The sequence below is a fragment of the Actinoplanes sp. NPDC020271 genome (assembly GCF_044388125.1).
GTDB lineage: Bacteria > Actinomycetota > Actinomycetes > Mycobacteriales > Micromonosporaceae > Actinoplanes.
Genome location: NZ_JBIRWQ010000007.1, coordinates 75,547 through 96,839, shown reverse-complemented (window position 1 = coordinate 96,839; position 21,293 = coordinate 75,547). Strand labels below are relative to the sequence as shown.

The window sequence follows — 21,293 nt, the reverse complement described above, 5'->3', positions numbered from 1 at the left end:
GGCCCGGCTGGTCCGCGTCAGCCCGGTGACCCGTCGGCCGCCCGTGGCCTCGCCGATCCCGCCGGTCAGCGCTCCGCGCCGCCGACCGGCCCCGGCCAGGCGCCGCCCCGTGAGGCCGGTCTCGGTCAGGCCCCGTCCCGCGATGTTGCCCCTGGTCAGGCCACTCCGCCCCGCGACACCCGTCCCGGCCGGGCCGCGACTCATGGTGCCGGTCCGGGTCAGGCCCCGTCGGCGCCGTCCCGCGATGCCGGCCCGATGGTGAACACGGCCCGGGTCGGTTTCACCGCCGCCGACATCGCCGCGAACCGTCGCAAGCAGGCCGCCCCGGAGCACGAGGCGTCCCTGGCCGCCGCGACCGGTTCGTACCCGGTGGTCGCCACGCCGGAGCCGGCCGAGTCCGACTCCGAAACGCCGGTCGAGAACACTCCGGCGGAGACCCCGCCGGTCGAGGCCGCTGAGAACGCTCCGGCTGAGGCGCCGGCTGAGAAAGCCACGATTGGGGCGTACGGGTCGGAGCCGCGCCAGTCCGCCCCCGGCCAGGCCGAATCGGACAGTGCCGAGCCGGCCGAGTCCGAGCCGGCCCAGTCCGAGCCGGACACTCCCGCGGCCGAGGCGCCAGCTCCCGTGGCCCCGCCCGCCGAGGAGCAGGAGCCCGCGGAGGAAGCAGCCCCGGAGACCGCGGAGCCCGAGCCCGCCGCCGCGGAGTCGAGCGCCGAGCCGGAGTCGAGCGCCGAGCCGGAGTCGAAGGTCGAGCCGGGGTCGAAGGCCGAGCCGAAGCCCGAGCCGGAGGCGAAGCAGCCGGAGCCGGCAAAGCCCGAGCCGGTGGCATCCGAGCCGGTCGAGCCGGAGCCGGAGCCGGAGCCGGCGAAGGCGGAGAAGCCCGCCGACCGCCCGGCCACCGCGCTCACCCCGGGCCGCCGGCCGGCGTCCGCCGCTCGCCCCGAGCCGCGGACCCCGCCGGCCAGGGACGAGGACAAGACGTCGGTCGTGCGCGCCGAGGACAAGACGTCGGTGGTCGACTTCACGGCGATCGCCCCGCCGTCCCCGCCCGCCGGTCCTGACGACGGCGCCACCCGGGTCGTCGGCTCCCTGCCGAACGTGCCGGGGTTCGCCCCGTCGAGCCGTCCGGCCTGGACACCGATGCCGACCCGCCCGGCGGTCCGCCGGGTCGACGGCGTCACGATCTTCGGCACCACGCTGACCCGCCGTCAGGCGATCATCGGTGCGGCCATCGTGCTCACGTTCGTGCTGCTCGTCGGCATCATCCTGGTGCAGGCGTTCGGTGGGGACGGCGACAAGCAGGCGACCCCGCAGGCGAGCGCCCCGGCGGCGGTGACCGGCGGCAAGGCGCCGGACGCCCAGCCGAACACCGGTAGTGCCAGTGCGGCGGCCACCAAGCCCTCGGCGGCCGCGCCGTCGAGTGCGCCGGCGTCGAGCGCGCCGACCGGGGCCGTCCCGGCCGGCTGGAAGACCGTGCCGTTCGGTGCCTACTCGGTCGCGGTGCCGGCGAACGCGAAGATCAGCGACGCGGAGAACGGCGGCAAGCAGGCCGAGTGGAATGGCCGGCTGTTGCTCATCTTCCAGTTCAACGGCACCTCGGACCCGGCGACGATGTTCTCCTCGGACTCGCCGTCCGGGTTCCAGGGACAGATCAGTCTCAAGCAGACGACCTATCAGGGCCGGCCGGCCGCCGACTGGCAGTACTACCGCAGTAGCGGCAGGGGCAGCCAGCAGCGCGTTCTCCGCAAAGGCTTCTCGGTCGGCGGCAAGACGTACAACATCTGCTGGTACACCCCGGTGGCTGACTGGGATGCGTCGCAGGCGGATCTCAACGGAGTCCTCGCCGGCTTCAAAGTCAACTAGGGCTCGAAACGCGAGCCTCATGCGTGATTTCTCGCCGATGCGGGTAGTTGGTGAGAATCACGGATGGAGGTACGTCATGAACTGCCGACCGTACGGCAGTAAGCCGACTCTCGCGTTGTGGATGCTGGTGGCCCTGGCTGACATCGCGATCCTCATGACCGCCGCGGGCGCGGTCACCATGCTTCTGATCAGTGCCGGACTGTTCGTCGTGGCCGCGGGCGTTTTCGCGGCGCGGAGCCTGGGACGTCCGGCACCGGCGAAAGCGGCGGTTCGACGCCGCGCCTGAGCGTGCTGACGACGTACGCACAAATCGTTTTTTGTGAATGGATGACAGTCGGTGCGACGCGACTCTTAGCGTGATCGGCTACAGTCCCCGGCGTGTTGTCGATCGACGGTGTGAGCGACCTCTGGGACCAGCTGCTGGGCGCACAGCCCGACCCTCCCGGACTGCTGGTGGCCCTGACGGCGGTGGCCGGTTTCCTCGCGGTGGCCTTCAGGCCGGTGTGGCGGGTCGCCCGTAATGCGGTGACCATCGCGCACGAGGGCGGCCATGCCCTGTTCGCGCTGCTCACCGGGCGGAGGTTGCGCGGCATCCGGCTGGAGTTCGACACGTCCGGCCTGACGCTGTCGTCGGGCCGTCCGACCGGTCTCGGCATGATTCTGACCCTGCTCGGCGGCTACATCGCGCCGTCGCTGGTCGGGGTGCTCGGCGCGTGGTTGCTCGGCGGCAACCGGATCACGATGCTGCTCTGGCTGGCCGTGGCGCTGCTGCTGCTCATGCTGATCAACGTCCGGAACCTGTTCGGCGTGATTTCTCTGCTGGTCACGGGCGCGATCGTCTTCGCCGTGTCGTGGTACGCGTCGCCGGAAGTGCAGTCCGCTTTCGCGTACGCGGGAGTCTGGTTCCTGCTCTTCGGTGGCGTGCGGCCGGTCTTCGAGCTGCAGAGCCTGCGCGGGCGCGGCCGGATGCGGGACTCGGACCCCGACCAGCTGGCGCGGATCACGCACGTGCCCGCGCTGTTCTGGGTCGGCGTCTTCCTCGTCGTGAACCTGGGTGCGCTGGTCACGGGCGCGTTCCTGCTCGCCGGCCAGTGGCTGCCGGCGAGCGCGTAGCAGATCTTGCCGGCCCCTGGCGGCCGGCCACCACTAGCGGGTGGCACATCGGACCGCGGTCATCGGGCGCGCAAGACCACGCCGGCCGCCGGCCGGGCTGGGCTCGGCCGTGGTCATTCGTCTCCATGACCACGGAGGGCACCAGCCCGGGAGCGGGAGCGGCCCCGCCGGCTCAGAGCGGAATGTTCCCGTGCTTCTTCGGCGGCAGCGTCTCCCGCTTGGTCCGCAGCATCCGCAACGCCCGCGTGACCTGCGTCCGAGTGTCCGACGGCCGGATCACCGCATCCACGTAACCGCGTTCCGCCGCGATGTACGGGTTCGCCAGGGTGTCCTCGTACTCCTGGATGAGTTCGGCCCGCCGCGCCGCCGGGTCGTCCGCGGACGCCAGCTCGCCCCGGTACAGGATGTTGACCGCCCCTTGCGCGCCCATGACGGCGATCTGCGCGGTCGGCCAGGCGAAGTTCATGTCGGCGCCGATGTGCTTGGAGCCCATCACGTCGTACGCCCCGCCGTAGGCCTTCCGGGTGATGACGGTGACTTTCGGGACGGTGGCCTCGGCGTAGGCGTAGATCAGCTTGGCCCCGCGCCGGATGATGCCGTCCCATTCCTGGCCGGTGCCGGGAAGGAAGCCGGGCACGTCGACGAAGGTCAGGACGGGGATGTTGAACGCGTCGCAGGTGCGCACGAAGCGGGCGGCTTTCTCGCTGGCCGCGATGTCGAGCGTGCCGGCGAAGTGCATCGGCTGGTTCGCGACGACGCCGACCGGGCGTCCTTCGACGCGGCCGAAGCCGACGACGATGTTCTGCGCGTAGAGCGGCTGCACTTCGAGGAAGTCCTCGACGACCGTCTCGACGACGGTCTTGATGTCGTAGGGCTGGTTCGGCGAGTCCGGCACCAGGGTGTCGAGGGCCAGGTCCGCGTTGCTGGAGGCGAGGTCGGCGTCCTCGGCGTAGACGACCGGCTCGTCGAGGTTGTTGCTGGGAAGGTAGGAGAGCAGAGCGCGTACGTAATCGATCGCGTCCTCCTCGTCGGAGGCGAGATAGTGCGCGTTGCCGGAGCGGGTGTTGTGGGTGCGGGCGCCGCCCAGCTCCTCCATCCCGACCTCTTCACCGGTGACCGTCTTGATCACGTCCGGCCCGGTGATGAACATGTGCGAGGTCTGGTCGACCATCACGGTGAAGTCGGTGATCGCGGGGGAGTAGACCGCGCCGCCCGCGCACGGGCCCATGATCAGTGAGATCTGCGGGATGACGCCGCTGGCCCGTACGTTGCGGAAGAAGATGTCGGCGTAGAGGCCGAGCGCGACCACGCCCTCCTGGATGCGGGCGCCGCCGGAGTCGTTGATGCCGATGATCGGGCAGCCGATCTTCATGGCCAGATCGAGCACCTTCACGATCTTCTCGCCGAAGACCTCGCCCAGGGACCCGCCGAAGATCGTGAAGTCCTGGGAGAACACGCAGACCTGCCGGCCGTCGATCGTGCCGTGGCCGGTGACGACCCCATCCCCGTACGGCCGGTTCTTCTCGAGGCCGAAGGCGGTGGACCGGTGCCGGGCCAACTCGTCGAGCTCGACGAACGAGTCCTTGTCGAGCAGCAGCTCGATCCGTTCCCGGGCGGTCTTCTTGCCGCGCGCGTGCTGCTTCTCGACGGCACGCGCGGAACCCGCGTGGACCGCCTCCTCGGACCGGTTCGCGAAGTCGGCGAGCTTACCGGCGGTGGTGTGGATGTCGGGCTGCGTTGTCACGATGGTCTCCACATACGGGCGGCGATGCACTCTCGATGATCGTAGCCGCGTCGGCACCGCGCGCGAGGGGCGCCGGAAAGCGTCCGTTTCACACCTCTTGTCTTATTCGTTACGCCTCACGTGACGAACTGGATGACCGCGGCCGGGCTCGCCTTCATCGCGGGGGGCCTCGCCACACTGATCAGTTTCCGCGCCGTGCTGTTCGGCGGCGGTGACGACGGTGAGGCTCGCACCCGGGCGGTACCACCACCGGCCCGGGCGCGCCGCTCGCTGCCGCCGGAAACCGAGTTTCCCCAGGAAGACGCGCTGCCTGTGGACAACGAACCGGGGCGTGGGCGGCGGCTGGCGGCGGCCTTCGCCGGTCGCTCCGAGGCGCGGGCCGACCGGAGGAACGGTCTCGCCTCGATCGGCCTGGCCGAGGAGAACGAGGCGGAGCGGTACGCGCCGGTGGCGCCCCCGGCCGAGGAGCAGTCCTGGCCCGAGGAGCAGTCCTGGCCCGAGGAGCAGTCCTGGGAGGCGCAGCCGGAATCCTGGCACGACGACTTCGCGCCCGTCGAGGACGAGTTCGTCGAGGTCGAGTACGACGAGCCGGAGCCGGTCGGCGACCCGGGTCACGAGAATGAGGCATCGCGGTTCATCGACAACGCCGGGTGGCGTCCCCAGCCCGACGAGCCGCGCTACGAGGTGCCGCCGCCCCGGCCGGCGGCGATCGACCGTTCCGACCGCGGCTACGGCGACCGGGTCGACGGCTGGGTCCGGCCCCGCTACCGCGACCTGGACGACCGGCCGCCGTCCGGGGACTACTGGACGCCGGTTCCGGACGACCTCTACGCCGATCCGGAGCCGTCCGCCCGGGGGTACGGCTGGCCGGTCCCGGTGGAACGTCTCGCGGCCGCCCCCGACTACGGGCCGGCGACTGATTTTGATCTGTCCCCGGTGGAGGCGGCCGAACCCACCACCCTGGTGCCGGACTGGCCGCCGAGCCCGGATCGCCGGATCCGGCTGCCCCGATCGTGGGCGGCCCGGGACGAGCAGGAACGGGGCAGCGACCGTACCGGAATCGGTGGTGAGCGGGAGCAGCCGGCCTGGAACCAGCCGCCTCGGCGCAGCCGCCGGGCCGCCGACGGCCCGCGTCCGCGCCCGCGTCCCCGGCCGGCCGCGGCCGAGGAGGACTCCTCCTACATCAGTCGCCACGCCGCCGGTCCGCACCGCTGAGTCATCGCGGCCGGCCGGGGCATAGGCTGCCGGGATGGCCGCCTCCGGGTACAGCGATCTGGACCGCCCGCCGCTCTCCGAGCGTGCCCTCACCCGGGCCCTCGTGCAGCCCGGCGGTCTCTGGTCGCGGATCGACATCCGTGCCGAGACCGGCTCGACCAACGCCGACGCGGCCGAGGCGGCTCGCGGTCACGCGCCGGAAGGCCTGGTCGTCGTCGCGGAGCGGCAGGTCGCGGGCCGCGGCCGGCGGGACCGGCAGTGGCTCAGCCCGGCCCGCGCCGGCCTGACCCTGAGCGTCCTGCTGCGGCCGTCCTCGCCCGAGCCGGAGCGCGACTGGCCCGCCGCGCCGCCCAGCACGTTCGGGTGGCTGCCGCTGCTGGCCGGGGTGGCGCTGGCCGAGGCGGTGACCCGGGTGTCCGGTGTCGAGGCGGCCCTGAAGTGGCCGAACGACCTGCTGGTCGGTGACCGCAAGTGCGCGGGCATCCTGGCCGAGATGGCCGGTGACGCCATCGTGGTCGGTATCGGGCTGAACGTCAGCACGTACGCCGCGGAGCTGCCGGAGACCACCGGTGTCCCGGCGACGTCGCTGCGGGTCGCCGGGGCCGAGAACCTGGACCGGGATCCGCTGCTCCGGGCGCTGCTGCGCGGGCTGGAGCGGTGGTATGGCGGCTGGCGCCAGTCCGGTGGCGACGCCGAGATGTGCGGGCTGCTCGGGGAGTACCGGCGGCTGTGCGCGACGATCGGCCGGGATGTGCGGGTGCTGCTGCCCGGGGGCGGCGAGCTGGTCGGCGAGGCGGCCACCGTGGACCGCGACGGGCAACTCGTGGTCCGAACGGTGGACGGCAGTGAACATCGCGTCTCAGCAGGTGATGTTCTGCACGTACGCTGACCGCGTGGCGTTCCCGGCAGAAGTTCTCGCGGAGCAGGAGGAGGTCGTCCTCCACCTGCGCCCGCACGGCAAGTCCGTGGTCGGCCCGGCCCTGGTGGTCGCGCTGGCGACGGCCGGCACGATCCTGGCCTGGGTGCTGCTGCCGGGTAACGAGGGCGGTCGGATCGGCCTGGGCCTGGTCGTCGCGATCATGGCCTACAACGGCATCCGGTACGGCGTGGTCCCGCTCGTCCAGTGGCGTTGCACCCACTGGGTGATCACCGGCGAGCGGCTTCTGACGCAGCGTGGCCTGCTCGTCCGTGAGCGGCGGGACCTGCCGTTGAACCGGGTGAACGATCACGCGCTGACCCAGTCGCTGCTGGACCGCATCTTCGGCACGGGCACTCTGGTGATCGACTCGATCGGCGAGCAGAGTGCCCGGCTGGCCGGGGTCCCGCACGCGCAGCAGGTGCAGACGACGCTGTACGAGCTGATCGAGCAGGCCCCGGACGACGAGGAGGAAGAGGAAGAGGAAGCGCCGGTCAGCGCTTCAGGCGGACGTCCAGCTCGGCCGCGCTTCCCGGCACGTCGATCGCGCTGAGCTCGGCGAACCCGGCGGTCGCGTCCATCTCGGTGATCGCGCCCTCGTGACCGTCGACCGGCGGCTTGAGGAAGACGAACGTCCGGTACGCCCAGAAACGGAAGACCGTGGCGATGCCGATGCCGATCAGCGTGACGGCGAGGAACGCGATCTTGTCGTTCTCCTCGGTGAGCCCGAAACCGTACTTACCGACCGCGACCAGGCCCGACTGGATGGCCATGCCGACCAGGTTGAAGCCGAAAAACAGTGCGTACTCCCGGCGCAGCGCGGTGCGCGTGTGGTTCCGGTACGTCCAGTAGCGGTTCGCCAGGTACGCCAGGGTGGTGGTGACGACGGTGGCGATGATGCTCGCCTTGACCGCGCCGATCGGCAGCGCGACCCAGGTGATCGCCAGGTAGAGCAGGGTGTTCCCGGCTCCGATGATGGCGAAGGCGACAGCTTCCGGAGCGAGACGGCGCAGCCGTTCCGTCAGCGAGGGGGCTGAGGGCATTGGTCAACCTTACGGGGGGTGGGGCGCGAACGCCGAATCACGAAAGTGTGGGTGACGACGATGTCACCCCGGGGCTCCGGTCCGTGTCGGCCCGGAAAACGAACTTCCGATAGGACCAGAAGCGGAAGATGGTACCGATAGCGGTCCCGACTAGCTGTCCCGCGACGTTGTCGGCGGCCTGGCTCCGCAGCACGGGCCAGAAGTGGCCGAGACCGTAGTGACTGATCGCCAGGCAGGCCAGGGCGATGCCCAGGCCGATCGCGTTCAGCACGAAGAACGTCGTGTACTGCCGGGCCAGGTGGGTGTGCGCACCGTCACGCCATGTCCAGAACCGGTTCCCGAAGAACGCCAGCGTGGTCGCGATGACCGTGGAGATCGTCTTGGCGCTCAGGGTCTCACTGCCCGCGTTCAGCAGCAGGTTGAAGATGATCAGGTCGACGCCGAACGCGACCGCGCCGACCGCCCCGAACTTGCTCGCCTCCCGTGCGAGGGAGCGCAACCGGGCTCGCATTCCGGCGGGCCGCGGCGAGGGAGGGGGCACGGGACCGAATGTACCGGCGCCGGGCTCGCCGCGGTGGCCTCGTTGCACAGTCTCAACCCGCGGTACCGGCATGGTGACGTTGCCGGTACGGCCCGTGACGGAAGCCGTCGATCTCCCGGATCTCGGCCAGCCGGCTCCGGCACTCCGCGCAGCGGCCGAGATGGGTCCGCATCCGGTGCGCGTCGCGGGGCGCGAGCCGGCCGCGGACCTGCGGGCCGAGCCGGTCGCCGGCCCACCGGCACTCCGGGTGCTCGGCCACGGTGACGTGCTGCTGGAGGTAGAGGCTGCGCAGCCCCTCGCGGGCCCGGTGCGCGAGGACCGCCACGGCGTTCGGGGTCAGGCCCATCCGCGGGGCGAGCTCGGCCGGCGTGGTGCCCTCCACCTCGGTCTGCCAGAGCACGTCGCGCCAGCGCGGCGGGAGTTGCCGGAAGGCGGCCGCCGCGAAACTGCGTTCCAGCTGGTCCAGGGCGGGGTCGGTGAACGGCTCGCCGGCGTCGTAACGGGTCAGGTCGTCGGTGAACTCCAGCCGCCGGTCCGAACGCGCCCGCTGGTAGCAGACGTGCCGCATGGTGGTGTGCAGGTAGGCGCGGAACGCGACCAGGGGACCGCGGCCGGCCCGCAGCGACGCGAACACCTTGGCGAACGTCTCGGCGACCAGGTCGTCGGCGTCGGCCGGGTCGCGGGCCAGGCCGTACGCGAACAGCCGCGCCGCCGCGTGGTGCCGCTCGTAGAGCGTCCCGTACGCGGCGGTGTCGCCGGCCCGGACGGCGGCGAGTAGATCCGTGTCCGAGTCCACGTCGTTGCCCGGGGTCGTCATTCCGCCTCCTGTGGCAGGAACTGCGAGGAAAGCCCGATTAGGTGAAAGTGTACGGCGCTATGTCCTTTTTGCGAAAGTTGTCAGGAGTGACGGTGTGGCTGGCTCAAGTGCGCGCTCGTGCGCTCTGCAGCGAAGAATCAATCGTCATTGCGCACCGCAGCCAAAGATTGTGCGGTTATCCACAGGTTCAGCCGATGAACTGTATGGGTGTGGGGCTTAACCTGATGTGACTCCCATGACAACGACCGGATTTTCCCGGTTGCTTCGTCATTGGTCAGTGCCGACCGAAGGAGCTTCACTTGTCTCACCCCCACACCTCGCACCCGCGCCTGCTGGCGTGGATCGACGAGGTCGCCGCCCTGACAACGCCCGACCGGATCGTCTGGTGCGACGGTTCGGACGCCGAGTGGACCCGGCTGACCGACGAGCTCGTCGAGTCCGGCGCGCTGGTCCGGCTCGACGAGAAGAAGAAGCCCAACTCGTTCTGGGCGCGAACCGACCCGTCCGACGTGGCGCGCGTCGAGGAACGCACGTTCATCTGCTCGGCCGACGAGGCCGACGCCGGTCCCACCAACAACTGGATGGACCCGGCCGAGATGAAAGCCCTGATGACCGAGCTGTACCGGGGGTCGATGAAGGGCCGGACGATGTACGTCGTCCCGTTCTGCATGGGCCCGCTCGACGCGGACCACCCGATGTTCGGCGTCGAGCTGACCGACAGCCCGTACGTCGTCGCCAGCATGCGCATCATGACCCGGATGGGGGCCGAGGTCCTGAGCGCGATGGGCGACGAGGCGGACTTCGTCCCATGCCTGCACTCGATCGGCGCGCCGCTCTCCCGGCATGAGGAGGACGTCGCCTGGCCGTGCAACGAGACGAAGTACATCTCGCACTTCCCGGAGACCCGGGAGATCTGGTCCTTCGGCTCCGGTTACGGCGGCAACTCCCTGCTCGGCAAGAAGTGCTACGCGCTGCGCATCGCCAGCGTGGCCGCCCGTGACGAGGGCTGGCTGGCCGAGCACATGCTGATCATGAAGCTGACCTCGCCCGAGGGCGTCGTCCGCTACATCGCCGGCGCGTTCCCGTCGGCCTGCGGCAAGACCAACCTGGCCATGCTCGAGCCGACCCTGCCGGGGTGGAAGGTCGAGACGGTCGGCGACGACATCGCCTGGATGCGTTTCGGGGAGGACGGCCGGCTCTGGGCCACCAACCCCGAGTTCGGGCTCTTCGGCGTCGCGCCCGGCACCGACTTCCACACCAACCCGAACGCGATGCGCACCCTGGCCAAGGGCAACTCGGTCTTCACCAACGTGGCGCTGACCGACGACGGCGACATCTGGTGGGAGGGCATGGGCGAGCCGCCCGCGCACCTGACCGACTGGAAGGGGCAGGACTGGACGCCGGGGTCGGAGGCGCCGTCCAGCCACCCGAACAGCCGCTTCTGCACCCCGATCGAGCAGTGCCCGATCCTCGCCGACGAGTACCACGACCCGCGTGGCGTGCCGATCGACGCGATCCTGTTCGGTGGCCGCCGCAAGACCACGATCCCGCTGGTCACCGAGGCCCGCGACTGGGTGCACGGGGTGTACCTGGGCGCGACCCTGTCCAGCGAGACCACCGCGGCCGCGGTCGGCCAGGTCGGCGTGGTCCGGCGCGACCCGATGGCGATGCTGCCGTTCATCGGCTACCACGCCGGCGACTACTTCCAGCATTGGATCGACATGGCCAAGGGCGCCTCCGGCGACGCGTCCAAGCTGCCCAAGGTCTTCTACGTGAACTGGTTCCGGCGCGACGCCGACGGCGGGTTCCTCTGGCCCGGCTTCGGCGAGAACAGCCGCGTCCTCAAGTGGGTCGTCGAGCGTCTCGACGGCAAGGCCGACGCGGTGGAGACGGCGATCGGCCACGTCGCCACGCCCGAGGCGATCGACGTGACCGGCCTCGACCTCGACCCGGCGGCGCTGGCGGCGGTGCTGCGCGTCGACAAGGACGAGTGGCTGGCCGAATTGCCGCAGATCACCGAGTGGTTCGAGAAGTTCGGCGACAAGCTCCCGGCCGTGCTCTGGGCGGAGCTGGACGCGCTGCGCGCACGTCTGGCCGACGCCTGACGAGACTCCGCGCCCGCCCTCAACGGCGAGGGCGGGCGCGGGGGGTTTCTATAACGCTTTCGACAACGCTTTCGGCGAGTTGCGTCACCCGGACGGCCCACGAGGCAGCGGCACGAACAGGTTTATCCAGGCCCGGATGGTTCCAGCGCGCACGGCCACCGCTTGAGTGCACGGCGAACATGGCTACCCTTGCCCGTGATGAGTGTGCGTTCGCTGGTCTACAGGTTCTACGAACGGCGGCTCGCCGGAAAGCTGGTCGGCAAGCCGGTGCCCCGCCATGTCGGCGTGATGTGCGACGGCAACCGCCGATGGGCGCGCGAAATGGGGTTCGTCGACCCCAACGACGGCCACCGCGTCGGCGCCGTCCGCGTCAAGGACCTGCTGACCTGGTGTGATCAGTCCGGGATCGAGCACGTCACGCTCTACCTGCTGGCCACCGACAACCTGCAGCGCCCGGCGGCCGAGCTCGACCCCCTCGTGAAGATCATCGAGGACCTGGCGACCGAGCTGGCCGAGGAGGGCAACCCCTGGCGGCTGCGCATGGTCGGCGCGCTCGACATCCTCCCCAGCGGGACGGCCGCGACGCTCAAGGCCGCGCAGGAGAAGACGCAGGACCGCTCCGGCGGCGTCGAGGTCAACATGGCGGTCGGCTACGGCGGCCGGCGCGAGATCACCGACGCGGTGCGTTCGCTGCTCCAGCAGCACGCGTCGACCGGCGGCACCTTGGAGGAGCTGGCCGAGATCCTCGACGTCGAGCACATCGCCGAGCACCTCTACACCCGTGGCCAGCCCGACCCCGACCTGGTCATCCGCACCAGCGGCGAGCAGCGGCTCTCCGGCTTCCTGCTCTGGCAGTCGGCGCACTCGGAGTTCTACTTCCACGACGCGAACTGGCCCGACTTCCGTCGCATCGACTTCCTGCGCGCCCTGCGCAGCTACGGCAACCGCCAGCGCCGCTACGGAGCCTGAAACCCCTATTCGGGTACGTCGTGAGCGCCGCCCGTTCCCGGGCGACACGACTCGGCCCCGTGCGTGCGCGGCCTCCGCGCCACTCCACGTGCCGGCGCGAGTCGCGCTTGCCGGCTGGTTCTCACCGTGGTCATCCGTGCCTCATGACCGCGGTGAGAACCGGCCGGACGGCGTGACCCGCGTAGCGAGCCGGACCAGCGCGGAGGCCGCGCACGCAGGTACGGCCACGGGCGCTGCTCACGACATACCCGAACAGGGGTTTTTCAGAAGCGGTTGATGCCGTCGTTGATGAACTTGGCGACGGCCTCGGGCGACGCGAGGGTCAGGTCGGCGGCGTCGGACACGGCGGCACCGGTCTCGTCGTTGGCCACCGCGACCGCCATGCCGAGGAAGCCGGGGTCGGCCACCTCGCGGGCCCGCAACGCCTCGAACGCCCTGATGTCCGACATGTCGTCACCGAAATACCACGCCGTGGCGGCATCCCGCACGGCCTCGGTGATGACCATGCCCTTGTCCTGGTCGACCGGTGGCTTGAGCTCGACCACCATGCGGCCGCCCTGGATCTTCAGCCCTTCGCTGGTGGCCCGGTCGCGCGCCCACTGCTCGACCTCGGCCGCCCGCTCGGGGCAGTTGCGGTAGTGCAGGGCGACGGACAGCCTCTTGTACTCCACCTCGGCCGGCTCGGGGAACGCCCGCCGCGCCTCGGCGGCCAGCGCCTCCATGGGCTCCACGTACTCCAGGGCGGCGGGTTTGGTGACGACCTCGCCCTCGTGCAGCATCTCCAGGCCGTAGAGCCCGTAGAAGTCGACGTGGGCCAGGGTCGGGAACCGGCCGCGCAGGAAGTCGACCGGGCGGGCCGAGACGATCGCCACCCGGCCGACCTTGGTCGCCAGTCGTTCAAGAACGGCGGGCACGGCGGCCACCGGCTGGGAGTCGCCCGGCTTGTTGGTGATCGGTGAGAGAACGCCGTCGAAATCGAAGAAGAACGTTGTCCGCGACGCGTGGTGGGCGGTGCGCACCCAGGCGTCGTCAGCGCTGACGGGACGGGTCGGACGCTCGGTCTCTGCCACGTCGCCAGACTACCCGCGGAGGGTGTCCTTTTATGCCCGGAGGAATTCGCGTGGGGCGAGCGTCACCCGCGAGTGCCCGATTTTGCGCACTACCGCGGGAGCCTGTTGACCGCTAGCGTTTGTGTCATGGCACGGGGTTATCCCGGGCCAGCCGGTCGGCCCGGACCTGCGATTACATGCGCCACAGGGCCCGCATCCCGTCCCTGTGCACGAGCCGGCGGCCGGAGGTGGCGGACCGCGGGTGGCGGGTTGCACGCCCGCTGGAGCAGGCCTGTGACATCTCGCCGTACCGATGCCGGTGTCGCTTCTTCTTCCGACCCGGCCGACAAGGTGACCAAGACCCGTGCCACTGCTTCCCGCCGCAAGGTGCGGGACAGGCACGCGGACGCCGAGCCGGCGCCCGCCGGCAAGGTCTTCGTCCTGGACACCTCGGTCCTGCTGTCCGACCCGGCGGCCTTCCGCCGGTTCGCCGACCACGAGGTGATCGTTCCGCTCGTGGTCATCTCCGAACTGGAGGGCAAGCGTCACCACCCCGAGCTCGGCTGGTTCGCCCGGCAATCCCTGCGGATGCTGGACGAGCTGCGCATCAAGCACGGCCGGCTGGACCAGCCCGTTCTCTGCAACGACGAGGGCGGCACGCTGCGCGTCGAGCTCAACCACGCCGACCAGAGCGTGCTCCCGCAGGGTTTCCGCAACGACTCGAACGACACCCGGATCCTCTCGGTGGCGCTCGGGCTGGCCGCGGAGGGCCGCGACGTCACGCTGGTCAGCAAGGACATGCCGCTGCGGGTGAAGGCCGCCTCGGTCGGCATCGCCGCCGACGAGTACCGGCACGGCCAGGCCAGTGACCCCACCTGGACCGGCATGGCCGACCTGGAGCTCGGCGAGGAGCAGGTCAACGCGCTGTACTCGGGTGACGAGCTGGAGATCGAGCAGGCCGACAGCCTGCCCTGCCACACCGGCCTGGTGATCCACTCACCCCGGGGCTCCGCGCTCGGCCGGGTCACCCCGGACAAGACGGTGAAGCTGGTCCGCGGCGATCGGGACGCGTTCGGCCTGCGCGGCCGTTCCGCCGAGCAGAGGATCGCCCTGGACATCCTGCTCGACGAGCAGATCGGGATCGTGTCGCTGGGCGGCAAGGCCGGCACCGGCAAGTCCGCGCTGGCGCTCTGCGCCGGCCTGGAGGCGACGATGGAGCGCAACCGCCACAAGAAGGTGATCGTGTTCCGCCCGCTCTACGCGGTCGGCGGCCAGGAGCTGGGCTATCTGCCCGGCAGCGAGTCGGAGAAGATGTCGCCCTGGGCGCAGGCGGTCTTCGACACGCTCGGCGCCGTGGTGCACGGCAACGTGGTCGAGGAGGTGCTGGCCCGCGGCCTGCTGGAGGTCCTTCCGCTGACCCACATCCGCGGTCGCAGCCTGCACGACGCCTTCGTGATCGTCGACGAGGCCCAGTCACTGGAACGCAACGTGCTGCTGACCGTCCTGTCCCGCATCGGGCAGAACTCCCGGGTGATCCTGACGCACGACGTCGCGCAGCGGGACAACCTGCGGGTCGGCCGCCACGACGGCGTCACCGCGGTGATCGAGGCGTTGAAGGGGCATCCGATCTTCGCCCACGTCACCCTCACCCGTTCGGAGCGTTCTCCGATCGCCGAGGTGGTCACGGACCTGCTGGAGGACATTCCCCTGTGAGGTGATGCCGACGCGGGTCTTTGTCCCGATTGTAGGGAAAAAGTGGGTGACTAAAGTCACAGATCCGCGTTGGCATTTCACATCCCCTTCACGCCACGGCATGGTGTCTGGCGGGCACCGTGCCGTGGCAGTGACGTCGGATATCGACCAGTCGGCAGGACAGATCCCTCGCGGGGTCGCGGTGCTCGCGGCACGACCACTGCGCTGACCAGCGGTGGCCCGCCGTGTCATTGCCCCCGACGAAGGGAATCTTCGTGAATCGGCTCTGGAGCCGGCTCGGAGTTCGCACGGCGTCTGTCGGCCTGCTGGTGGCGGGACTCGGCGGCGGTGTGTACCTCGGACAGGATCGGGACGAGCAGCCGCAGACCAGCTCTGCCGCCCTCGTCATGCAGGCCGACGCGGAAGAGGTTGCTCTGCTGAAGCAGCGGCAGAACGAGCACGCCGCCGATCGCGCCCACCGCACCTCGGCCGAGAACGCCGCGGCCGGCAAGGCTGCTGCCGAGGCCAAGACCGCTGCCACCGAGGCGCACACCCTCACGGTGAAGTCGATCGCCGCCGAGGCCGCGAAGAAGAAGGCGGCCGAGGAGAAGGCCAAGGAGAAGGCCGCCGCCTCCGGGGCCGAGGTGCCCTACACCGGCGACATCCCCTCCTCCTGCAATGAGTACTCGGGCACCCGCGGTGTCGGCTGCGCGCTGATGCTGGACGCCGGCTTCAAGATCGATCAGTTCCCGTGCCTGGACAAGCTCTGGAAGCGCGAGAGTGGCTGGAACTACAAGGCCACCAACAGCAGCTCCGGGGCGTACGGGATTCCCCAGGCCCTGCCGGGCAGCAAGATGGCCTCGATCGCGTCGGACTGGAAGACCAACCCGGCCACGCAGATCAAGTGGGGTCTCAACTACATCGAGGGTCGTTACTCGACCCCGTGTGGCGCGTGGAACCACTCGGAGAGCACCGGCTGGTACTGAGCACGCTTGGGTAACGGGGCCGCGCGGCATTTCGCGCGGCCCCGTTCCACTGTGATCAAATGCCCGTATGGTCCGAAATGTCGCTCTGGTTGCCTTGGCGGTCCTGCTCGCCGGCGGCGACGTGCCGGCATGCGCGGGCACGGGCGGCCCGCCGATCCTCGAAGTGGTCGGCGGCAACGAGGCCAAGACCGGCGAGTTCCCCTGGGTGGTGCGGCTCTCCATGGGGTGCGGCGGCGCCCTGACCGCGCCCCGGATCGTGCTCACCGCCGGCCACTGCGTCGGACCCACCGGACCGAACCAGAAGATCACCGTGACCGCCGGGGTCGCCGACCTGAAAGCCCAGGGAGCTGTCACCGCGCACTCCGTCGAAGTGATCCGCGCGCCCGGCTTCGTCACCGAGACCCGCGGCGACGACTGGGCCGTGATCAAACTCGACCGGGACCTCGGCCTGCCCACCCTCGACCTGGTGCCCGACGCGACCAGCGACGACGGCGAGGTCACCGTCATGGGCTGGGGGCAGACGAAAGAAGGGTCGCTGCACCAGGAGCGGCGGCTGCACTACGCGACGGTTCCCACCATCGCCGACGATGCGTGCGCCAAGGCGTACCTGCCCACGAAGATCGCCGTGGCCACCGGGGACTCGATCTGCGCGGGGCGGCACGGCGTCGACACCTGCCAGGGGGACTCCGGTGGGCCGATGGTGCGGCGCGACAAGGAGGGAAGGTGGGCGCAGGTCGGCATCGTGAGCTGGGGACTGGGATGCGCCCGTGATGCCTATCCCGGGGTCTACACCCAAATTTCCCATTTCCGTACGGCCATTCTCGCCGCCATCCGCAAGCTGTCCTGATTGCCCGGGTGGCCGGTCGCCCGCGCGCCTGCGACCATCGAGTCATGAGTTACGGGCTGGCCGACACGCGTCCCGAACAGGCCCCGAGGTTCGGCACCGACGCGTTCTACGCCTCCATGGGCCGCGCGTTCGTCACCATGTGCGGGGTCATCCCGATCCTGTTCCTGATCGAGGCGCTGGACGTGGCCGTCGGTCGCGGCACCCTCGACGTGGCCGGCGGCATCATCCCGCGCCGGGTCGACGGGCTGGACGGCGTGCTGTTCAGCCCGTTCCTGCACGACGGCTGGGACCACCTCTACGGCAACGCGGTGCCGCTCATCCTGGTCGGCACGTTCGCGCTGGCCGGCGGCGCCCGCCGGTTCATCTGGTCGACCGTGACGATCATGCTGGTCAGCGGCCTCGGCGTCTGGTTCGTCGGCGACCCGGGCACAGTCGTGGTCGGTGCCAGCGGGGTGATCTTCGGTTACCTGGGTCTGCTCTTCGCCCGCGGCTTCGTCGAGCGCAGCTGGTGGAGCCTGGCGGTCGCCGCGTTCATCGGGCTCCTCTACTGGTACCAGATCTACAACATCCTGCCGACCGACCGCGCGATCTCCTGGCAGGGGCACGCGTTCGGCCTGGCCGGCGGCCTGATAGCCGCCTTCCTGTTCCGTCGCCGCTGACCGTGATGGCGGGGGGACCCGGGCCACGCCCGGACCTCCCCGCCCGGAATCAGATGACCGGCTCGTCGCCGATCCCGACCGTCGGCAGATGCCCGTCGAAGTCCACCGCGGAGTAAAGGGCCAGCTTCTCCAACCGGTGATACGAGTCGATCACCCGGATCGTCCCGCTCTTCGACCGCATCACGATCGACTGGGTGTGCGCGCCACCCGAGCGGTAACGCACCCCCTTGAGCAGGTCACCCGAGGTCACCCCGGTCGCCACGAAGAAGCAGTTGTCGCCGGTGACCAGGTCGTCGGTGGTCAGCACCCGGTCCAGGTCGTGGCCGCCGTCCAGGGCCTTCTGCCGCTCCGACTCGTCGAGCGGCCACAGCTTCGCCTGGATCATGCCGCCCAGACACTTGATCGCGCAGGCCGCGGTGATGCCCTCGGGCGTGCCACCGATACCCATCAGAACGTCCACGTCGGACTCCGCGCGGGCCGCCGAGATCGCCCCGGCGATGTCCCCGTCGGAGATGAACTTGATGTTCGCGCCCGCCTGCCGGACCTCCTCGACCAGCTTCGCGTGCCGTGGCCGGTCCAGGATGCAGACCGTCACGTCGGAGACGCTGGACCGTTTCGCCCTCGCGATCCGGCGCAGGTTCTCCGTCGCACCGGCGTTGATGTCGATCACGTCGGCGCAGTCCGGCCCGACGGCGATCTTGTCCATGTAGAAGACGGCGCTCGGATCGAACATCGCGCCGCGCTCGGCCACCGCGAGAACCGCGACAGCACCCGGCATGCCCTTGCTCATCAGCGTGGTGCCGTCGACCGGGTCGACCGCGACGTCCACCTCCGGTCCGGTGCCGTCACCGACCTGCTCGCCGTTGAAAAGCATCGGGGCCTCGTCCTTCTCCCCTTCGCCGATGACGACGACCCCGCGCATCTGGATCGAGTTGATGAGCTTGCGCATGGCGTCGACGGCCGCGCCGTCACCGCCGTTCTTGTCGCCGCGCCCGACCCAACGGCCGGCGGCCATGGCGGCGGCCTCGGTCACGCGGACCAGGTCGAGGGCGATGTTACGGTCGAGATCCTGGGGAACCCGTGCAGGCATGCGGCCTCCTCGCGTCTTTGCGGGGCTGGTGGTTCCCCTGATCCTGGCACCTGAGGACTGCCAAGTCCCGGTTCAGCGACATGGTTAACAATGAGCACGTGGAACCCGCTGCTGCCGAACCCCTGTCGACCGCTTCCCCGGCGCCCGCCCAGCCCGCGCCGGCCACCCCGGATTCCGGCACGCCGGGCGGATCGGGCGCGCGGGCCGATGCGAGCGCGCGGCCGGATGCGGGCCCGGGTGGTGGTTCGGGCGCGCGGGCCGATGCGGCTCCGGGTGGTGGTTCGGGCGCGCAGGCCGATGCGGCTCCGGGTGGTGGTTCGGGCGCGCAGGCCGATTCCGGCGCGCTCGGCGGCTCAGAGGTGGCGCAGGGCTCCGGCTCGGACATGGTGGACGCGCTGTCCGTTCCGGTGGCCACGGGCGTGCCGGTCGCCGAGCCGGCCCCGGCCTCACCGCGGCTGACCAAGCGCGAAGGCCGCTCGCCACGCGACATGGGGCTGTCACTGCTGGTGCTGATCGTGCCGATCGCGCTGCTGCTGCTCTTCTACCGGGTGGTCCTCGACGGCGACGAGCCGTTGACCGTCGACCCCACCTCATCGATCCAGCTGGCGTCCAAGGACTTCACCGTCCTGACCCCCACCGGGCTGGACGCGGACTGGCGGGTCACCGCGGCCACCTTCAAGCGCGAGACCGGCGGCGCCACCCTGCGCATCGGTTACGTCGGGCCGGGCGACGACCCGGTCCAGCTGGTGGAAAGCACCGTCCCGGCCGACAAGCTGGTCCCCGCGGAGGTGGGCAACGAAGGCAAGCGCATCGGCGCCTACCGCACCGACGCCCGCTCGTGGCTGGTCTACAGCGGCCGCCCGGACGAGACCACGCTGATCTTCACCGAGGGCACCCGCACGGTCCTGCTCATCGGCAAGACCGAACAGCAGAACCTCGAAGCCCTGGCCGGCTCGCTGAAGTAAACCGCCCGCACACCCCCGGCGAAACGCCGCCGTTGAGGAGGCAGCTGTTTCCCGGCGCCGCGGTGTTTGCGGCGTCGGGGAAACAACTGCCTCCTCAACGGTCACCAGGCGTTTGTGGGGGAGCGAAGCGAAGCAATCAAGTAGAGTCGCGGGCGGCCCGGGCGGCGTCGATTCGTTCGCGGGCGCCGTCCAGCCACCGCTGGCAGATGTCGGCCAGTTTCTCGCCGCGCTCCCACAGCGCGAGCGACTCCTCCAGGCTCCCGCCGCCCTGCTCCAGCCGCCCGACCACCTCGGCCAGCTCGGTCCGCGCCTGCTCGTAGCTCAAACTCTCGTCGCTCATCCGCTCTCTCCCGTGTCGACCGCTGCCCTCGGCAGAAGTCCGCTCCTCCGCGCCCGCGGCCGGCTTGCTCATGCGTCGTCCCCGGCGGTGACCACGGCCGTGACCGCGCCCTCGGCCACCCGGATCCGCAGCGGATCGCCCGCCCCGACCTCGCCGGCCGCCCGCACCACGTGCCCGTCCCCGCGCTGCACGATCGCGTACCCCCGCTGCAGCGTGGCCAGTGGCGACAGCGCGCGCAGCCGGGCCAGCGTGTGCCGCAGCTCGTCGTCGGCGCGCCGGACCCGGTGCTCCAGGCTGCGGACGGCCCGGTCACGCAGCGCGGTGACCTCGGCCGACCGCTGCTCGACCAGGGTCTCCGGCCGGGCCAGGACCGGCCGGGACCGCCACGCGTCGATCCGCTGCCGCTCCCGGTCGATCTTCGTCAGGACTGCCCGGTCCAGCCGATGGCGGGCCTCGGCGATCCGGTCCAGTTCGTCGGCCAGGTCGGGCACGATCCGCTTGGCGGCGTCGGTCGGCGTGGAGGCGCGGAAGTCGGCGACGTAATCCAGCAGCGGGGTGTCCGGGTCGTGGCCGATCGCGCTGACCACCGGCGTGCGCGCGGCGAACACGGCCCGGCACAGCGCCTCGTCGGAGAAGGGCAGCAGATCCTCCACGCTGCCGCCGCCCCGGGCGATCACGATCACGTCGACGGTCTCGTCCTCGTCGAGGACCTTGAGCGCGCCGAGGATCTGCGCCACCGCGCTCGGCCCCTGCACCGCGACGTGCGTGACCCGGAACTCGGCGCCTGGCCAGCGGCGCCGTACGTTCATCAGCACGTCCCGCTCGGCGGCGGTGTTCTGCCCCGTGATCAGGCCGATCCGGTTCGGCAGGAACGGCAGCGGGCGCTTGCGGCGACGGTCGAACAGGCCCTCGGCCTCCAGCAGCTTCTTCAGCCGCTCCAGCCGGAGCAGCAGCTCACCGAGGCCGACCTGGCGGATCTCGTCGGCGCGCAGGCTGAGCGTGCCCCGCGCGGGGTAGAACTCCGGCTTGGCGTGCAGGGTCACCCGGTCGCCCTCGGCCAGCTCGGGTGCGCCCGCCTCCAGCACGTCCTCACTGGTGGTGACGGTGAGGCTGAGATTCGCGGCGGGGTCGCGCACGGTCATGAAGACCAAGCCGCGCGAGCCGGACCGCCGGTTGATCTGGGCGACCTGCCCGTCCACCCACACCCAGCCGAGCTTGGTGATCCAGGCGCCGATCTTCTGGCTGACGACGCGCACCGGCCACGGATCGTCGGCCGTGCTCTTCGGGGCGGCGCTCTTCGCCGGAGCGGTGGCAGCCTGGGCTTCGTTCACCCGGCCAG

At 70.6% G+C, this 21,293-nt stretch carries 20 protein-coding genes; 12 read left to right on the top strand and 8 right to left on the bottom strand.

Annotated elements, in window-relative coordinates; translation table 11 throughout:
• Positions 1-1,939 precede the first annotated feature (1,939 nt).
• Both ACH442_RS17780 and ACH442_RS17775 read left to right on the top strand, forming a co-directional pair.
• A complete protein-coding gene (locus ACH442_RS17780; protein WP_396339107.1) occupies positions 1,940-2,149 on the top strand; it encodes a hypothetical protein in 210 nt (69 codons plus the stop codon).
• Positions 2,150-2,241: 92 nt separating this feature from the next.
• Entirely contained in the window at positions 2,242-2,976 is a 735-nt protein-coding gene (locus ACH442_RS17775) for a M50 family metallopeptidase (RefSeq protein WP_396339106.1), read from the top strand.
• Positions 2,977-3,148: 172 nt separating this feature from the next.
• Here ACH442_RS17775 and ACH442_RS17770 read toward each other — a convergent pair whose 3' ends face one another.
• Positions 3,149-4,720 (bottom strand): acyl-CoA carboxylase subunit beta, encoded by a 1,572-nt coding sequence (locus ACH442_RS17770; protein ID WP_396339105.1) that lies wholly within the window; start codon positions 4,718-4,720, stop codon positions 3,149-3,151.
• Between the two features lie 120 nt (positions 4,721-4,840).
• On the opposite strand from ACH442_RS17770, the gene ACH442_RS17765 reads away from it, so the two are divergent.
• The 3 genes from ACH442_RS17765 to ACH442_RS17755 are packed head-to-tail and all read left to right on the top strand — an operon-like array spanning position 4,841 to position 7,404.
• Positions 4,841-5,935 (top strand): hypothetical protein, encoded by a 1,095-nt coding sequence (locus tag ACH442_RS17765; protein ID WP_396339104.1) that lies wholly within the window; start codon positions 4,841-4,843, stop codon positions 5,933-5,935.
• A gap of 34 nt (positions 5,936-5,969) precedes the next feature.
• On the top strand, positions 5,970-6,824 hold the full coding sequence (locus ACH442_RS17760) for a biotin--[acetyl-CoA-carboxylase] ligase (RefSeq protein WP_396339103.1): 855 nt from the start codon (positions 5,970-5,972) through the stop codon (positions 6,822-6,824).
• Positions 6,825-6,828: 4 nt separating this feature from the next.
• A complete protein-coding gene (locus tag ACH442_RS17755) occupies positions 6,829-7,404 on the top strand; it encodes a PH domain-containing protein (RefSeq protein WP_396339102.1) in 576 nt (191 codons plus the stop codon).
• On the opposite strand, the gene ACH442_RS17750 is transcribed toward ACH442_RS17755, so the two are convergent.
• The 3 genes from ACH442_RS17750 to ACH442_RS17740 are packed head-to-tail and all read right to left on the bottom strand — an operon-like array spanning position 7,346 to position 9,252.
• Positions 7,346-7,894, bottom strand: a complete 549-nt coding sequence (locus ACH442_RS17750) for a GtrA family protein (protein ID WP_396339101.1) — start codon at positions 7,892-7,894, stop codon at positions 7,346-7,348. The genes ACH442_RS17755 and ACH442_RS17750 overlap by 59 nt on opposite strands.
• Positions 7,895-7,931: 37 nt before the next feature.
• Positions 7,932-8,507 (bottom strand): GtrA family protein, encoded by a 576-nt coding sequence (locus ACH442_RS17745; RefSeq protein WP_396339100.1) that lies wholly within the window; start codon positions 8,505-8,507, stop codon positions 7,932-7,934.
• Positions 8,488-9,252 (bottom strand): sigma-70 family RNA polymerase sigma factor, encoded by a 765-nt coding sequence (locus ACH442_RS17740; protein WP_396339099.1) that lies wholly within the window; start codon positions 9,250-9,252, stop codon positions 8,488-8,490. Before ACH442_RS17740 ends, ACH442_RS17745 begins: the two co-directional genes overlap by 20 nt.
• Positions 9,253-9,551: 299 nt before the next feature.
• Between ACH442_RS17740 and ACH442_RS17735 the strand changes: the two genes are divergently transcribed.
• Complete coding sequence (locus ACH442_RS17735) at positions 9,552-11,357, top strand: phosphoenolpyruvate carboxykinase (GTP) (RefSeq protein WP_396339098.1); 1,806 nt, start codon at positions 9,552-9,554, stop codon at positions 11,355-11,357.
• 198 nt (positions 11,358-11,555) lie between these two features.
• Positions 11,556-12,326, top strand: coding sequence for an isoprenyl transferase (locus ACH442_RS17730; protein WP_396339097.1), 771 nt, complete (start codon positions 11,556-11,558; stop codon positions 12,324-12,326).
• A gap of 263 nt (positions 12,327-12,589) precedes the next feature.
• On the opposite strand, the gene otsB is transcribed toward ACH442_RS17730, so the two are convergent.
• On the bottom strand, positions 12,590-13,396 hold the full coding sequence (gene otsB, locus ACH442_RS17725; protein WP_396339096.1) for a trehalose-phosphatase: 807 nt from the start codon (positions 13,394-13,396) through the stop codon (positions 12,590-12,592).
• Positions 13,397-13,669: 273 nt separating this feature from the next.
• Between otsB and ACH442_RS17720 the strand changes: the two genes are divergently transcribed.
• The 4 genes from ACH442_RS17720 to ACH442_RS17705 all read left to right on the top strand — a co-directional run bounded on the left by ACH442_RS17720 (position 13,670) and on the right by ACH442_RS17705 (position 17,559).
• A complete protein-coding gene (locus tag ACH442_RS17720; protein ID WP_396339095.1) occupies positions 13,670-15,088 on the top strand; it encodes a PhoH family protein in 1,419 nt (472 codons plus the stop codon).
• 254 nt (positions 15,089-15,342) lie between these two features.
• Complete coding sequence (locus ACH442_RS17715) at positions 15,343-16,053, top strand: lytic transglycosylase domain-containing protein (RefSeq protein WP_396339094.1); 711 nt, start codon at positions 15,343-15,345, stop codon at positions 16,051-16,053.
• Between the two features lie 67 nt (positions 16,054-16,120).
• Positions 16,121-16,900 (top strand): S1 family serine peptidase, encoded by a 780-nt coding sequence (locus ACH442_RS17710; protein ID WP_396339093.1) that lies wholly within the window; start codon positions 16,121-16,123, stop codon positions 16,898-16,900.
• 44 nt (positions 16,901-16,944) lie between these two features.
• On the top strand, positions 16,945-17,559 hold the full coding sequence (locus ACH442_RS17705; protein ID WP_396339092.1) for a rhomboid family intramembrane serine protease: 615 nt from the start codon (positions 16,945-16,947) through the stop codon (positions 17,557-17,559).
• Positions 17,560-17,608: 49 nt separating this feature from the next.
• Here ACH442_RS17705 and glpX read toward each other — a convergent pair whose 3' ends face one another.
• Entirely contained in the window at positions 17,609-18,649 is a 1,041-nt protein-coding gene (gene glpX / locus ACH442_RS17700; RefSeq protein ID WP_396339091.1) for a class II fructose-bisphosphatase, read from the bottom strand.
• Between the two features lie 98 nt (positions 18,650-18,747).
• Here glpX and ACH442_RS17695 point away from each other — a divergent pair, with 98 nt between their 5' ends.
• Complete coding sequence (locus tag ACH442_RS17695) at positions 18,748-19,614, top strand: DUF4245 family protein (RefSeq protein ID WP_396339090.1); 867 nt, start codon at positions 18,748-18,750, stop codon at positions 19,612-19,614.
• Positions 19,615-19,750: 136 nt separating this feature from the next.
• On the opposite strand, the gene ACH442_RS17690 is transcribed toward ACH442_RS17695, so the two are convergent.
• Both ACH442_RS17690 and xseA read right to left on the bottom strand, forming a co-directional pair.
• The gene (locus ACH442_RS17690) at positions 19,751-19,954 is read right to left on the bottom strand and encodes an exodeoxyribonuclease VII small subunit (protein ID WP_396339089.1); all 204 of its coding nucleotides are present in this window, start codon (positions 19,952-19,954) and stop codon (positions 19,751-19,753) included.
• 68 nt (positions 19,955-20,022) lie between these two features.
• Positions 20,023-21,285, bottom strand: coding sequence for an exodeoxyribonuclease VII large subunit (gene xseA / locus ACH442_RS17685; protein WP_396339088.1), 1,263 nt, complete (start codon positions 21,283-21,285; stop codon positions 20,023-20,025).
• Positions 21,286-21,293 lie beyond the last annotated feature (8 nt).